The organism is Xanthocytophaga agilis (genome assembly GCF_030068605.1).
Classification (GTDB): Bacteria; Bacteroidota; Bacteroidia; order Cytophagales; family 172606-1; genus Xanthocytophaga; species Xanthocytophaga agilis.
Map to the genome: position 1 here is coordinate 1,389,820 of NZ_JASJOU010000001.1, position 14,925 is coordinate 1,404,744.

Genomic DNA, 14,925 nt, shown 5'->3' on the forward strand with positions numbered 1-14,925 from the left:
ATATTCTATACTCATAAATTACTGTGTAATTGTAGAACTATTTACTCTTTCCACATCAGATAATACTTAAAATCAGCAGATTTATGTTTAATGCAACTTTGATTTTTTCACAAGGCCACCTTCAGCATCTGATAAAGCGTCTATAACAATAAAAGCATCCTTGTCTATTTCTTGTGCACAACGTTTAATTCTCCCCATTTCCAAACGCGTAACCACACAAAACAAGATATCCTGATCTACACCAGATAAGCCCTTCTTGCCTTTGATTACTGTAATGCCTCGTTGAAGTTCGTTGATAATTTTTAATCGTATTTCTTCACTTTTGTCTGAGATGATAAGCAGCGAAGTATACTCTTCAATACCATGCAATATAAAATCCAATGTTTTGGAAGCAGCAAAGTAAGTTAGAATGGAATAAAGAGCAACTGGTACATCCTTTAAAAAAGCAGCAGCAGAAAAAATGAAGATATTCATCACCAGGATAATATCACCTACTCTAAACATAGCTGTCTGTCTGCTGATAAGTAAAGCCGCAATCTCTGTTCCATCCAGTACAGCTCCACCCCGCATAGCCAGACCAATGCCTGCACCAATGAAGAATCCTCCAAAAACAGCCGTTAATAACAAGTCTGGAGTTATGTCAGGGTATTTAATAAAAGCCAGGCATAAGGATAATCCAGCTATAGCTAAAATACTTTTAAGAGCAAACCATTTTCCAATCTGTTTGTAACCTACTATAATAAATGGAATATTAAAAAGCAGAATCAGAATGGCCAGCGGAATGCCCATTATATCAGCTAATAACATGGATATCCCTGTAACACCACCGTCAATAAACCCACTGGAAGAAAGAAATCCCTTCAACCCCATGCCTGCTGACAAAATCCCAAAACTAATTAAAATAACATCTTTAAAAATCCGTATAGTGTGTTCCTTCATCTCATAAAATTTAATGAGTTGTACATATTTTACATTTATTGTATACGGTGTTGTTTCCCATTATACGAAAAATCCCGGATAAAATTGCCCTCCCGATCTTTTGGTAAGTTATCTAAAGCTTAGAACCAATCTGTAATCCAACAGGTTAGCAACAATAAAAAAAGCAAAAAAATCAGCTCCTAATAAAATAGATATGTTATACTATCGTTTTATTTAACAAAGTACCCTTCAACAATCAAAAATGTAGAATTCATCAGGAACTCTTCAACATTTTCTCCTATGAATGAACTATTTACATCTCTTTCTTATTATAAAATTACTAATTACCTTCATCAATAACATCTTACTTTGCTACATGAAGAAACTCTTTGTTCTGATAGCTGCCGTTATGGGGATGAATGCCTATGGCCAGCTGCTATTACCTGCGTATGTTCAACAACACGCATTACAGTTATCTACTGAATACAAAGAACTTTCCAACAGAACTATTGCCTGTGTTGTCGATTTTTCGAAACCATCTTACGAAAAACGGTTGTGGATTATAAATTTAAAGACAGGAGAATGTCTTTTGCACACATGGGTTGCCCATGGGAAAGGCACAGGAAGAACAGCAGAAGCATCTATTTTTTCAAATGACTCAGGCAGTAATTGCTCCAGTCTTGGAGTTTTCATTCCTAAAAACCAATTTAATGGTAAACATGGATTAAGCCTTCGGCTGGTAGGCTTAGATTGGGGAATAAATGATCAGGCAGAAGCAAGAGGTATTATTTTCCATGCCGCACCCTATGTTACTTCCCATAATGCACAGGTAAATAAGAGACAAGGAAATAGTCAGGGCTGTTTTGCTGTTCCTACAGAAGATATAAAAACGGTTGTTAAATTGTTGGAGAATACAAATGCCTTTATCTGGGCATTCAAGCAATTACCCTCAATCCCAGCATTACCTCTGCCACAATTAACATCACAAGTTACAGAATAACAATAGATCAAATTTTGTAGCTAATCCGCTCTATAACTTCTTAAAACATAAGAGTCGTACTCCGTCATTTATTGAATGAGCAGAATACGACTCTTTTTTTATCTTATTCAACTTGTCGGATTTATGAAGCCATTGTAAATGAAGAAATTTCTCTCAATTGAACATATAAAGGCACACTGAAATAGAAACGGCTACCCTGATTTATAGAGCTTTTTACCCAGATATCACCTCCATTTTTCTCTACAAAATCTTTACACAACAATAATCCCAACCCTGTCCCCTTTTCGTTAGATGTGCCATATGTGGTAAAGAGAGACTGAACCTTAAATAATTTATCAATTCGATCTGAGTCAATTCCTACTCCTGTATCCTGCACACAAACTACCACTTTTTCCGACTGAATTTCGGCAGAGATACGTACACAGCCTTGAGCAGTGGTAAATTTAATGGCATTATTAAGTAGGTTTCGGATAACCAGCAACAACATATTCTTGTCAGCATTGACATGAACAGGCATTAATACATTGTTTTCCAACACGATCTTTTTTTCCAATGCCTGAGGCAAGAACAAGTCGACATTTGATTGGATCAGTTCCTGAAGATTAACATTTTCCTGATGTATCCGGATTCCTTCCATCTGGCTTTTAGCCCAGTTGAGAAGATTGTCCAGCAAATCAGATGTATGCCTTACCTTTTTGTATAGTAGCCCGGTAATTTCCACAGTCTCTTCTTCCGATAAAATACCATCCCGTACAATTTCCAACATAGACTGAAGAGTATTTAGTGGACTTCTCAAATCATGGGAGATAATGGAAAATAGTTTATCTTTGGTTACATTTAAAGCTTCCAGCTTCTGATTTTGATCTGCAATTTCTTGTTTCTGATTAAAAATTTCTTCTTTCTGTAATCTAACCAATTCATTTTCCTGCTCAAGAAGCATATTAATCTTCTTCCGGCTCTGCATGTTGATCCAGAACAATAATGCTACAACAGCAATCAGTGTAAGACCAAAAATTAAAATATTCTGTTGTATAGACTGGCTATGCAACTGAGCATCCTGCATAGTTTTGTCTTTATATAAAAGATCTATTTCTTTTTGCTTTTTATTCAGATCATAGTCCGTCTGAACTTCTTTCAAAACCTTCTCTCTTTCCAGACTAAAAACACTATCTTTGGTTGCTGTAGCCAGCTTGTGATAGCTTAATGCTTTGGCATAATCTTTCTGTTTTTCATACAGTTGGAATAACAAGTCATATCCTCGATAAACCAGATTTTTGCTCTTCAGTTTTTTTGCCTGATCTAATCCTTTATCAATATACACGAGGGATGTCTTATAGTCTTTTTGATGTAAATAGATTTCTCCCATATCAAATGAACAGAACGCTAACCCTTCCTTGTCTTCCAAACGTTCCGACAAACTATATGATTCCTTATAAAATGTCAAAGCGTAATCGTGTCTGTTTTGTTGCAGATAAATCAGACCAATATTGTATAATTCCGTAGCGACACCAATTAAATCGTTATTCTCACGTGAAATGGTCAGAGACTCTTGTTTATAATGTAGACTTTCCAAGATCTTTTTCTGTGCCCAGTAGATATTTCCTATATTGCCTAATATCTTAGCCAATAGAAATTGATCTTTTTGTTTTTCGACAAGTAGTTTTGCTTTCTCATAATAATACAAGGCCTGATCTAATTTTTCGGTTTTCATATAGACAGTCCCTACACTATTCAGAATCATTGCCTGGACAGAATCATTTTCATGTTCTTCTGCAATTCCTAAAGCCCTTAATAAATAAGATAATGTACGATGATAATCACCTTGCGAAAGATATCCATTTCCGATATTATACAATCCTATAATTTCGCCTTTTACATATTCATTTCGTTTTGCGAGTAAAAGTGCCTTCGTACCAATTGAAATCGTACTATCTGTATTTTTAAACCGATAAGCATCAGCCAGATTGTTCAATGCATCTACCTTTTGCATAGCACCAGTAGCACCCATTACAACAATATGCAGACTGTCTGTTTTTACAGACTGTCCCCATAGCGGAATGGATACTCCCAACACCAATAACCACACAATTATTCTATGCATTAAACTCCTTATTTTCTTTTCTTTTTGGTTTTACTAATCCAATATTACTCTAAAGCAGACATAGGTAAATAAGATGTATCAGAATCCTGTGTAAGATCATATTCAAATCATGGATATAATCGTTATTTCGATTAATGTATACAAGCACATCTATGGAAAAGAACTGATATACATATTCATCTAAAAAGTCAAAAAGAATACTAGAATCAGGATCAAATCATATAAAAGTGCGATAGGAAACTTTATTTACACGACAAATATCTACCCTTCTTTTGCACACCTGATTATAAAGTAGATTTTGAGAGTATAATTTACATATGTAAGAAATACATCACAAAAGGTGTAACACCACTATACAGATAGCTTTTGAAGTCTATATTTCAACAACAGATATTTACCCATCCGGAAAAAACGATTCCACCTTCTATACATCTGTATCTATACTAAAGAAACAATAGAACATTCTTTCTTTTAGGACAAAGCAACTACTTTTTCGTCCTACTTATCTGTTCTCCTATTGAGTCAACACCTGCAATTACCTATACATTTCTTCCCTACTTCTATTCCACATTTTTTGTCCTGGCACTGAATCATACCTTTGAATAAACAGTACAAGCAGCCATGAAAAAGAAATCATATTATCTGTCATTTCTGATTGCATTTTCAATTATATTCTCAGGTAGAGGTCAACAGATAAGAAGCTAAACTTTGAAAGAGATGATACAATATGCCACTACACACAATATTCAGATAAAACAATCTGAGTTTACCAATCAAAGTTATAAGGCAAGCTATGAACAAGTCAAAGCCAATTGTTTACCAAAGCCTGAGTATTCCAGGTCAGCAAACGGCTACAACAGGTCAAAGCATAGATCCTGTTACCCGCGACTTTGTAACACAAACTATTCCTGTAACTAATTTGTCGGTTAACCCTCAGGCCACATCATTTAATGGCAATAGCATCTACAATATCATTAAACAAATCGGTATGCAGGCCGAATACAGTCTTCTGGATGTAGAGAAGCAGATAATAATGCTACCGCCTTTGCAGAAGTAGCGTCCGGTTCCAGTCCGTTTATGCCAACTCTGCCTAAACGTTCCGATTCAAAACAGGGAGGTTTGCCGGCACCGTAATCTACTGTGGGCATTTTATACAGATTTCTGAACAGAAAATAAGTGCCCTCTGCAAGACAGATATTCCATTGGCACCCAAATACAAAGATCCGTTTCAGAAATACATTTCAGCGTTTCCTTTTATAATCTATAGATCTTTTTTTTCAATAACCACACCTTCTGTTACAAAGGAAATCCCTTGTTGATAAGCAGACCCTATCATTACAGCCTGAATAACAGGAATCATATTGCCAGTACAACCCCAGGTCACAATAAAATTAGCCCCTGCTCCTCCTTTATCGTTATGTGTCACCGGAAATTCTACTGATTGTAAAGGTTTTAGTACAATAGGTTTCTCCAGGTATTTTTTTAGTTGCTTTCCTTCCGTATCATAATAATCAACAGTATTTACATACATCTGCTCCGTTAAACTAGTATTTCGTATACTTAAGGAAGTAAGCAAAGGAAAATACTGATCTTCCGCATTATGATATATCTCTGAATAAGTAGGTACATACACTTTTTTCTGATGTTTCAGTGTGTCAAATTTGATCTGAGCAGTAGTATATTCCCGAACAGTTTTATGACCTGTAAACTTTTTCTCCTGCTTACATTGTAGAAAAAGCAACAAACATAAGCCCAATATCCACACATGATCTGTTAATAATCTATTCTTCATATAAGATCTTTCATTAGAAACAGTACTATAAAGAAAAATAACTCTAATCCTGAAAAGTATTTGTAAGTATTCAATTAATCGGCTAGTTTTCCTATCGAATTCTGAGAAATAGCATATCCATTTATCTGTATAGTCTTTTATAGCCCCTAGTATATGAAAAATTGGTTTACCTCTTCTTTGTTTTTTCTATTTTTCATCTTTACCCTTTGTTTTTTACCATCAGCACTGAGTCAGACAATCTCTGATAAAATACGGCTTAACCAGATAGGATTTTATCCCAATGGCCCCAAAACAGCAGCAATTTTAACATCAGAAGAATCTTCTTTCTATATTCTCAACACAACCCATACGGATACTCTTTTTTCAGGGAAACTCCAAAAACCTGTTACAAATCCACTTTCTGGCAAGATAGTCCGCCTTGCTGATTTTTCATCCTTTCGCAAACAAGGAACATTTGTTCTTTCTATTCCAACATTAGGTTATTCATACCCTTTTACTATTAGTAACAATGTGCATCATCCATTGGCTGTCAGTACATTAAAGAGTTATTATTATCAACGAGCCTCTATTCCTCTTATCAGCAAATTTGCCGGACAATGGGCTCGTGCAGAAGGACATCCGGATACACAAGTAGTTATTCACCCATCAGCAGCCTCGGCCAATCGCCAGGCTGGAACTGTCATATCTTCATCCCGAGGCTGGTATGATGCTGGAGATTACAACAAATACATTGTTAATTCGGGTATTACTATGGGAACCTTATTGTCCCTGTATGAAGATTTCCCCCAATATGCGGAATCCATCCATACCAATATTCCAGAAAGCCAGAATGTGATTCCTGATCTGCTGGATGAAATACTCTGGAATTTACGTTGGATGCTTACTATGCAAGATGGAGAAGATGGAGGTGTCTATCACAAGTTGACCAATCCTTCTTTTGATGGCATGATTATGCCAGACAAAGCCATCAAAACACGATATGTAGTTCAGAAAAATACTATTGCTACACTGGATTTTGCAGCAGTAATGGCTCAGGCCAGCCGGGTGTTCAGAAAATATTCAAAACAGTTGCCAGGGCTGTCCGACTCCTGTCTGCAATCTGCTCAAAAAGCATGGGCTTGGGCTCAAAAGAATCCTGATATTCTGTATCAGCAAAATCTAATTAATCAACAGAGTGATCCTGATATCACAACGGGTGCCTATGAAGATAAAAATAACAAAGATGAATGGGTATGGGCTGCTGCCGAATTATATGTCACCACAAAGGATGACAAATACTATCCCTATATTAAACAGGATTTGGATAATGCACTGACTATTCCTTCTTGGAATCAGGTACGGGCGCTGGCTTACTATAGCCTATCCCGTTATGGAAGTAATCTCACCCAAGCAGGCAAAAAAGATCTACCCACCATTCAGCAACATATTACCATAGTAGCAGATAATTTATTGAACGATGTTGAAACACAACCTTATGGAACAGTAATGGGAAAAACAGCCAAAGATTATATCTGGGGCAGTAATTCACTGGCAGCTAATCAAGGTATTGCCTTAATTTATGCCTATCAGATTACGCATAATTCCCGTTATCTCCATTATGCTCTGAGTAATCTGGATTTTATTCTGGGCCGTAATGGAACAGGTTATTGTTATGTGACCGGTTTGGGCAGCAAATCGCCTCACCATCCACATCACCGACCTTCTATTGCAGATGGTATTGATGAACCTATTCCAGGACTGTTGGCAGGTGGAGCCAATCCTGGTCAACAGGACAAGTGTGAGTATCCTACTACTATAGCAGATGAGTGTTATGTAGACATTGATTGTTCTTATGCGACCAATGAAGTAGCAATTAACTGGAATGCTCCTATGGTTTATCTGGTTATAGCCATAGAAGCATTACAGAGATCCATTAAATAAGATAGCATTTCCAATTCAAAGTCTGTATTTTTGATGTTGCGAAACCGTATCAACCGTTCCTGAATACTTTTAGGAACGGAAACTACTAACTATGAACAAAGTATCTATTCCTTCAAAAAAAGGTAAAACATCCAGAACAAAGAAGATTTTCATACGTTCTGTAAAAATACTGGCAGGTTTTATGCTCTGTCTGATTCTTTTTTTGATAGTGCTACATTTTATCACACGCATAGATGATCCCACTCTAACAGAACAGGAAAAGCAACTTTCCTATTCCCGCACTCCAATTTCAGGCGGATGGGCCAGTGGTAACAACTGGATACGAAAGAATGATGTAGGACTATACGAAATGTATATTGAGGGCAATGCTTACGAACGGGGATACGTCAATGGACTCTTATCCCAGGAATTAATCAACCAGCAGGAAGACTTTTTTGTTGAAACATTGAATAAATTATTACCAGCTACTGTTTATCAGTATTTTATAAAATATGTAGTAGGATATTTTAATAAAGACCTTGATAAATATGTTTCTGAAGAATATAAGAAAGAAATCTTCGGAGTCTCCCGATTTGCCTCTGATAAACATAATTACATTGCATCTCCCTATCAGCGAATTTTAAATTACCATGGAGCTCATGATATTGGTCATGCCATGCAGAACATGAACTTTGTGGGTTGCACTTCCTTTGGTGTATGGGGAGATAAAACAGAGGATGGTTCCATTATTATAGGCCGTAACTTTGACTTTTATGTAGGTGATAAGTTCGCTCAGGATAAAATTGTTCTCTTTGTTCGCCCTGACTCTGGCTATAATATGATGTTGGTTACCTGGGGAGGAATGATTGGGGTTGTCTCAGGCATGAACGAACACGGACTAACAGTAACATTAAATGCAGCGCCATCTGAAATCCCTAATAGTACAGCAACTCCTATTTCACTGGTAGCCAGGCAAGTGCTGCAGTATGCCAGAACTACACAGGAAGCATACAGTATCATAGAAAAAAGTCACGTATTTGTTTCAGAAATGTTATTAGTCGGTTCTGCACAAGATCGTAAAGTGGTAAGTATTGAAAAAACACCTACTAAAACCAGCATGTACCAAACTAATGCATCATCTCGCATTCTGTGTACCAATCACTTTCAAAGCAATACATTTAAATCTGATTCCCTGAATATTAACCATCAGAAAAATAACCCTACACAAAAACGATTTGAACGTCTGAATGAATTGATAGATAGCACACCCAAATTTACCTATAGATCTGTAGCAGCTGTGCTGCGGGATCAAAAGGGTTTACATAATACTGACATAGGCTTGACAAATGAAGCAGCAATTAATCAATTGATCGCCCATCATGCAATCATCTTTATGCCAGAACAACGTATGGTATGGGTTTCATCTAACCCATATAATCTGGGCAAGTTCAAAGCATATAATCTTACAGATATCTTTCAGGGAAATCCTCTGGATCAGCAAAAGCAACTAATCAGTATTGAATCTAAAACTATTGCAACTGATCCATTTTTAGCCACACCTTCTTATACCAAAGCATTGTTTTATAAAAAAATTGCAGCACAGATTACACAAGAAGACTTCGTATTAAGTAGCACAATTGAAAAACAATTTATTGAATCAAATAAAGAGTATTTCAACACCTATCTTCTTCTGGCTATCTATTATCAACAAAAGGTAGATTATACCAAGGCACTGCAATATGCTCAAACGGCCCAAAGCAAATACCTTGCTTCTGATAAAGAGAAAAAGGCAATAGAAGAAGTGATTCAAAAGTGTAAAGAAAAGCTATGATTCTGGGAATAGGCATAGACAATGTGGATGTAGAACGCATTCAAAAAAAGATTTCTAAAAATTCTGACTTTCTATCTTACGTTTTTTCTACCACTGAAATTGAAATCTGCAACCGCAAAACAAAAAAATATGAGTCATTCGCCGCCCGGTTTGCGGCAAAAGAAGCATTTTTGAAGGCGTTAGGAACTGGTATAGATTTATCAATTCCTCTCAATCAGATAGTTATATATAACCAGTCGGATGGGAAACCTTACATTGAAATAAACGAAACGATTAGAACACTTTTCACAAACCTGTTTACCTTTATACCCAGAATACATATAAGTATGTCACACTCAGCTACACAAGCCTTTGCTTTTGTAATCATTGAATCAGACTAATGACATCCGTTTCTTATACTCTTTTAGAACAGCAACAGTCCCAGTTAGAAGTCTTACAGAATCAAATACACTATCTGCGTCTGCATTCGTTGTATTACAGGCGAGTACTCACAGAATGCCAGCTCACAGAGAAAAATCTGTTGTCTATTGAAGATATTCAGAAATTTCCATTTACAACTAAAGCTGATCTACAGAAATACAACAAGGAATTTCTCTGTCAATCTTTATCTAAAATTATAGATATTGTCAGTACTTCCGGAACCTCAGGTACTCCTGTATCCTTCTATCTTACTGACAATGATCTTGAACGATTAGCAACGAACGAATCACAATCTCTTTCCATAGCAGGTATAGGTCCAGACGATATTGTGCAACTTACCACAACTTCTGATCGTCTGTTTATGGCAGGTTTAGCCTATGTACTGGGTTTGCGTAAACTAGGAGCTTCCTTACTACGAGTGGGTCCGGGACTACCTGATCTTCAATGGAAACTTATTGCTGAGCATAAAACAACCACATTGATTGCAGTTCCATCATTCATACTAAAAATGCTGGAATATGCAGAAAAAAATCAGATTGATCCGGCTGCAAGTACAGTTAACAAAATTGTATGTATAGGCGAACCTATTCGAAATCAGGATTTTTCACTTAATATATTAGGACAAAAAATCACAGATAAGTGGCCAGTGCAGCTTTATTCGACCTATGCTTCAACAGAAATGGCAACAGCCTTTACAGAATGTCACGCAGGGAAAGGAGGCCACCACCTACCAGAGCTGGTATTTATCGAAGTAGTTGATGAACAGGATCAATCTGTACCTCCAGGTATGTCAGGGGAATTGGTTATTACTACATTAGGTATAGAAGGAACTCCGTTATTGCGTTTCAAAACTGGGGATATTTGTCAGTATCATCTGTCATCCTGTGAATGCGGACGTACCACTCTCCGACTTGGACCTCTACAGGGACGTAAAAATCAGATGATCAAATACAAAGGAACAACGTTATATCCGCCTGCTCTGACTGAACTACTACATGAACTGGATTACATTTCAGCCTATTATTCAGAAGTCACTACAAATGAGATGGGTTTGGATGCTATTAAGATATATGTAGCAGGCAATGAAAAAGACGCTGATCTCGTTTTTCGTATAAAAGAACATTTTCAGGCACGGATACGGGTTACTCCCGATATTTTTGTAACATCTGCTCAGGAGATCAATGCTATAAAAACAAGCTTCAATTTCCGCAAACCAGTAGATTTCATTGATCGACGTACAACCTTTTAAAGTAAATTTTTGCACTTTCAGCAACGCAATTAGAGGTGGCCATTATTCATTTTGCAAAAGAAAGCTTAGTTTTGCAACATACTAGGATTTAAAATGTTATCTATCGGAAAAAAACTACTGGAATTAAACGATTTCGTCACCCATTTGTCAGCACAAGAGTCTGTTTCGATAGATGAAAACAAGCTTCAGGATATTCGTTCCAACTTTTCTTTTTTAGAGAAATTTGCAAAAGATAAAGTTATATACGGTATCAATACAGGTTTTGGTCCAATGGCCCAATACAAAATAAGTGATAAGGATCGGGTACAATTACAATACAACTTAATTCGCAGCCACTGTTCAGGTACAGGAGCGCTACTTCCACCTCTGTTTGTGAGAGCGGCAATGATTGCTCGTCTCAATAGTCTCATTCAAGCCAGGTCAGGTATTCATGAAGAACTGATTCTTTTATTAAGAGACCTGCTTAACCACCAGATTACTCCTATAGTATATGAACACGGAGGTGTTGGAGCCAGCGGTGATTTGGTTCAACTGGCTCATTTATCACTGTGCCTTATCGGAGAAGGAAAAGTACATTATAAAGGAGAAATTCTTCCTGCATACCAGGTTTTTCAACAATTACAGCTAAAACCACTTTCTATTCATATAAGAGAAGGATTAGCCATCATGAATGGGACCTCTTTCATGACAGGCATTGCACTAATCAATCTTATTCAGGCAAAAAAAGTACTTCACTGGGCTGTTATTGCCACCTCATTAATTACAGAAATTACAGAATCCTATGACGACTTCTTTTCTGTAGAGTTAAATGAAGTAAAATGGCACAAAGGCCAAAACAATATTGCAAAAAAGATACGAGAACAGGTAGCAGGTAGCCAACTGGTAAAATCACGTATCCAACATCTTTACAAAAAAGTTGATGATCCTGTATTTGAAGAGAAAGTACAGGAATATTATTCCATTCGTTGCGTCCCTCAGATTCTGGGACCAATAGAAGATACTCTTGAACTGGCAGAAAAGATTGTGGTAGAAGAGTTAAACTCCGTAAATGATAATCCAATTGTCAATCATGAAGTAGAGAATGTGTTTCATGGAGGCAACTTCCATGGTGATTATGTAGCACTGGAGATGGATAAAGTAAAGATTTCTATTGCAAAACTAGCGATGTTATCTGAACGTCAGTTAAACTACCTGATGAACCACAAGATCAATGAAAAACTTCCACCTTTTTTGAACAAAGGAGTATTGGGATTGAATTTTGGTTTTCAGGGTGTGCAATTTACAGCTACTTCTACAACCGCAGAAGCTCAGACATTATCATATCCGATGTATTTGCATAGTATTCCCAATAACAATGACAATCAGGACATTGTCAGTATGGGGACTAATGCGGCTTTGATTTGTAATAAAGTAATCGATAATGCATCTCAGGTTCTGGCAATTGAGCTCATGGCACTGGTTCAAGCTATTGATATACTGAATATAAAAGACAAACTTTCCAAGGCCAATCAGCAAGTTATTGATCAGCTACAACAGACATTTCTGGCTTTTACAGATGATCAGCCACAGTATGAGAAGATACAACAGATAAAAGATTTGTGCTTTATCAATACAGGATTTTAACAATCTATACATTAGCAGGTATCAGAAGAGTACAATTTATGTACATTTATACTAATTTTGTCTGTGTACTATATGTACCTATATTGATTTTCAGCAATTAATAAATTTAGTCTATTTTAAATGAAATATGCATTAGTAACAGGAGGAGCAAGAGGAATTGGCAGGGCAATTGCTGTAAAACTAGCAAAAGATGGTTTTTTCGTTATTCTGAACTACCTGTCTAATGATCTGGAGGCAGAAAAAACATTGGCACAAATTCAGGAGGAAGGAGGACAGGGACAATTATTAAAATTTGATGTATCAGATCGCCATCAGGTAGACACTATATTAGGGGGGTGGATTGAAGCGAATAAAGATAAAACCATTGAAGTTCTAATCAACAATGCAGGAATCCGGAAAGACACACTGATGTTATGGATGGAACCAAAGGATTGGGATTCTGTTTTAAATATTAGCTTGGGAGGGTTCTATAATGTTACTAAACAGGCACTTAACCCTATGTTGGTAAAAAAGTTTGGTCGAATTATAAACATTGTTTCATTATCCGGGTTAAAAGGAGTACCAGGCCAAACCAATTATTCTGCAGCAAAGGCAGGTGTAATTGGCGCCACCAAAGCGCTGGCTCAGGAAGTAGGAAGACGAGGTATTACTGTCAACGCAGTAGCTCCGGGATTTATTACTACTGAGATGACAGCAGATATGAATGAAAAGGAGATAAAAGCCCTGATTCCAGTAAATCGATTTGGAAAACCCGAAGAAGTTGCCGAATTAGTTTCGTTCCTTGCTTCAGAAAACTCATCGTATATTACAGGTGAGGTTATTTCAATCAATGGCGGACTATATTCATAATTTGTTTTGACTATGCTCAACAGAGTTGTAATAACAGGTATAGGTATTTATTCGTGTTTAGGAACAAACCTGGATGAAGTAAGAGATTCGTTGTATCAGGGAAAATCCGGAATTGTCTATGATGAACCTCGTAAGGCACTAGGTTTCAGATCAGCTCTAACCGGCATAGTAAAGCAACCGAATCTGAAAGGTATTCTGGACAGACGTACACGGATAAGTATGGCTGAACAGGTAGAATATGCCTATCTTGCTACTCAGGAAGCTTTGCAGGTAGCTCACATAGATGAACAATATCTGGAAGATCATGAGATTGGAATATTATATGGCAATGATAGCTCAGCAAAAGCGGTCATTGAAGCAACAGATATTGCACGTCAGAAGAGAGACAACACCTTAGTAGGATCAGGCAGTATATTTCAGTCTATGAATAGTACGGTTACTATGAACCTTTCAACTATTTACAAATTGAAAGGTATTAATATGTCCGTTAGTGCCGCTTGTGCGAGTGGTTCTCATTCTATCGGGATGGCCTACTTTCTGATCAAACATGGATATCAGGATTGTATTATTAGTGGCGGAGCTCAGGAAATTAATGAGTATGTGATGGGTAGCTTTGATGGATTAAGTGCATTTTCAATCCGGGAATCTGAACCGACCAAAGCATCTCGTCCGTTTGATAAAGACCGGGATGGACTGATTCCCAGTGGTGGTGCAGCCACTGTTATTCTGGAAAGTTATGAGTCTGCCAAACGACGTAATGCTCCTATTCTTGCAGAAATCATAGGATATGGATTTTCATCCAGTGGCAATCATATCATTCAGCCCAATGTAGAAGGTCCGGCTCGTTCATTGCGTAATGTGCTAAAAGATGCAGGAATACAAGCAGATGAGATAGACTATATCAATGCGCATGCTACCTCCACTCCTGTAGGAGATGCCTGTGAAGCACAGGCAATTCATGAAGTTTTTGGAAATTCACGTCCTCTGGTAAGTTCTACCAAGTCAATGACAGGGCACGAGTGCTGGATGGCAGGAGCAAGTGAGATTATTTACTCGATGCTGATGATGCAAAACTCGTTCGTTGCACCTAATATTAACTTCGAGAACCCTGATGAATATTCAGCACCTTTAAATATTGCAACCACCACTGTTGATAAAAACATCAATACTTTCTTGTCCAACTCGTTTGGATTTGGAGGAACCAATTCGTCTATCATCGTAAGAAAAATTAGCTAACATCACT

General features: G+C 37.2%; 12 protein-coding genes. 9 read left to right on the forward strand and 3 right to left on the reverse strand.

Annotation, left to right across the window (positions count from 1 at the left end):
- Window positions 1-87: 87 nt before the first annotated feature.
- Window positions 88-939: a YitT family protein gene (locus tag QNI22_RS05780; RefSeq protein ID WP_314509674.1), complete on the reverse strand. Its 852-nt coding sequence runs from the start codon at window positions 937-939 to the stop codon at window positions 88-90.
- 355 nt (window positions 940-1,294) lie between these two features.
- Between QNI22_RS05780 and QNI22_RS05785 the strand changes: the two genes are divergently transcribed.
- Window positions 1,295-1,918, forward strand: coding sequence for a murein L,D-transpeptidase catalytic domain family protein (locus QNI22_RS05785; protein ID WP_314509675.1), 624 nt, complete (start codon window positions 1,295-1,297; stop codon window positions 1,916-1,918).
- A 121-nt stretch (window positions 1,919-2,039) separates the two neighbouring features.
- Here the strand turns inward: QNI22_RS05785 and QNI22_RS05790 are convergent, their stop codons facing one another.
- Window positions 2,040-4,019, reverse strand: a complete 1,980-nt coding sequence (locus tag QNI22_RS05790) for a tetratricopeptide repeat-containing sensor histidine kinase (protein WP_314509676.1) — start codon at window positions 4,017-4,019, stop codon at window positions 2,040-2,042.
- Between the two features lie 793 nt (window positions 4,020-4,812).
- On the opposite strand from QNI22_RS05790, the gene QNI22_RS05795 reads away from it, so the two are divergent.
- Window positions 4,813-5,076, forward strand: a complete 264-nt coding sequence (locus QNI22_RS05795) for a hypothetical protein (RefSeq protein WP_314509677.1) — start codon at window positions 4,813-4,815, stop codon at window positions 5,074-5,076.
- Between the two features lie 204 nt (window positions 5,077-5,280).
- Here the strand turns inward: QNI22_RS05795 and QNI22_RS05800 are convergent, their stop codons facing one another.
- On the reverse strand, window positions 5,281-5,811 hold the full coding sequence (locus tag QNI22_RS05800; RefSeq protein WP_314509678.1) for a DUF3124 domain-containing protein: 531 nt from the start codon (window positions 5,809-5,811) through the stop codon (window positions 5,281-5,283).
- 153 nt (window positions 5,812-5,964) lie between these two features.
- Between QNI22_RS05800 and QNI22_RS05805 the strand changes: the two genes are divergently transcribed.
- From QNI22_RS05805 to QNI22_RS05835, 7 genes are all read left to right on the forward strand, one after another.
- Complete coding sequence (locus tag QNI22_RS05805; protein WP_314509679.1) at window positions 5,965-7,731, forward strand: glycoside hydrolase family 9 protein; 1,767 nt, start codon at window positions 5,965-5,967, stop codon at window positions 7,729-7,731.
- Between the two features lie 91 nt (window positions 7,732-7,822).
- Window positions 7,823-9,541, forward strand: coding sequence for a C45 family autoproteolytic acyltransferase/hydrolase (locus tag QNI22_RS05810; protein ID WP_314509680.1), 1,719 nt, complete (start codon window positions 7,823-7,825; stop codon window positions 9,539-9,541).
- On the forward strand, window positions 9,538-9,921 hold the full coding sequence (gene acpS / locus QNI22_RS05815) for a holo-ACP synthase (RefSeq protein WP_314509681.1): 384 nt from the start codon (window positions 9,538-9,540) through the stop codon (window positions 9,919-9,921). The genes QNI22_RS05810 and acpS overlap by 4 nt, the downstream gene beginning before the upstream one ends.
- Window positions 9,921-11,210 carry a flexirubin biosynthesis putative acyl-CoA ligase FlxY gene (gene flxY / locus QNI22_RS05820; RefSeq protein WP_314509682.1) on the forward strand — a complete coding sequence of 430 codons (1,290 nt, stop codon included), beginning with the start codon at window positions 9,921-9,923 and terminating at the stop codon, window positions 11,208-11,210. Before acpS ends, flxY begins: the two co-directional genes overlap by 1 nt.
- A gap of 93 nt (window positions 11,211-11,303) precedes the next feature.
- Window positions 11,304-12,833: a flexirubin biosynthesis tyrosine ammonia-lyase FlxA gene (gene flxA, locus QNI22_RS05825; RefSeq protein ID WP_314509683.1), complete on the forward strand. Its 1,530-nt coding sequence runs from the start codon at window positions 11,304-11,306 to the stop codon at window positions 12,831-12,833.
- Between the two features lie 120 nt (window positions 12,834-12,953).
- Window positions 12,954-13,682, forward strand: coding sequence for a flexirubin biosynthesis SDR family reductase FlxB (gene flxB, locus QNI22_RS05830; RefSeq protein ID WP_314509684.1), 729 nt, complete (start codon window positions 12,954-12,956; stop codon window positions 13,680-13,682).
- A gap of 12 nt (window positions 13,683-13,694) precedes the next feature.
- Window positions 13,695-14,918: a beta-ketoacyl-[acyl-carrier-protein] synthase family protein gene (locus QNI22_RS05835; protein WP_314509685.1), complete on the forward strand. Its 1,224-nt coding sequence runs from the start codon at window positions 13,695-13,697 to the stop codon at window positions 14,916-14,918.
- The last annotated feature ends 7 nt before the right edge of the window (window positions 14,919-14,925 follow it).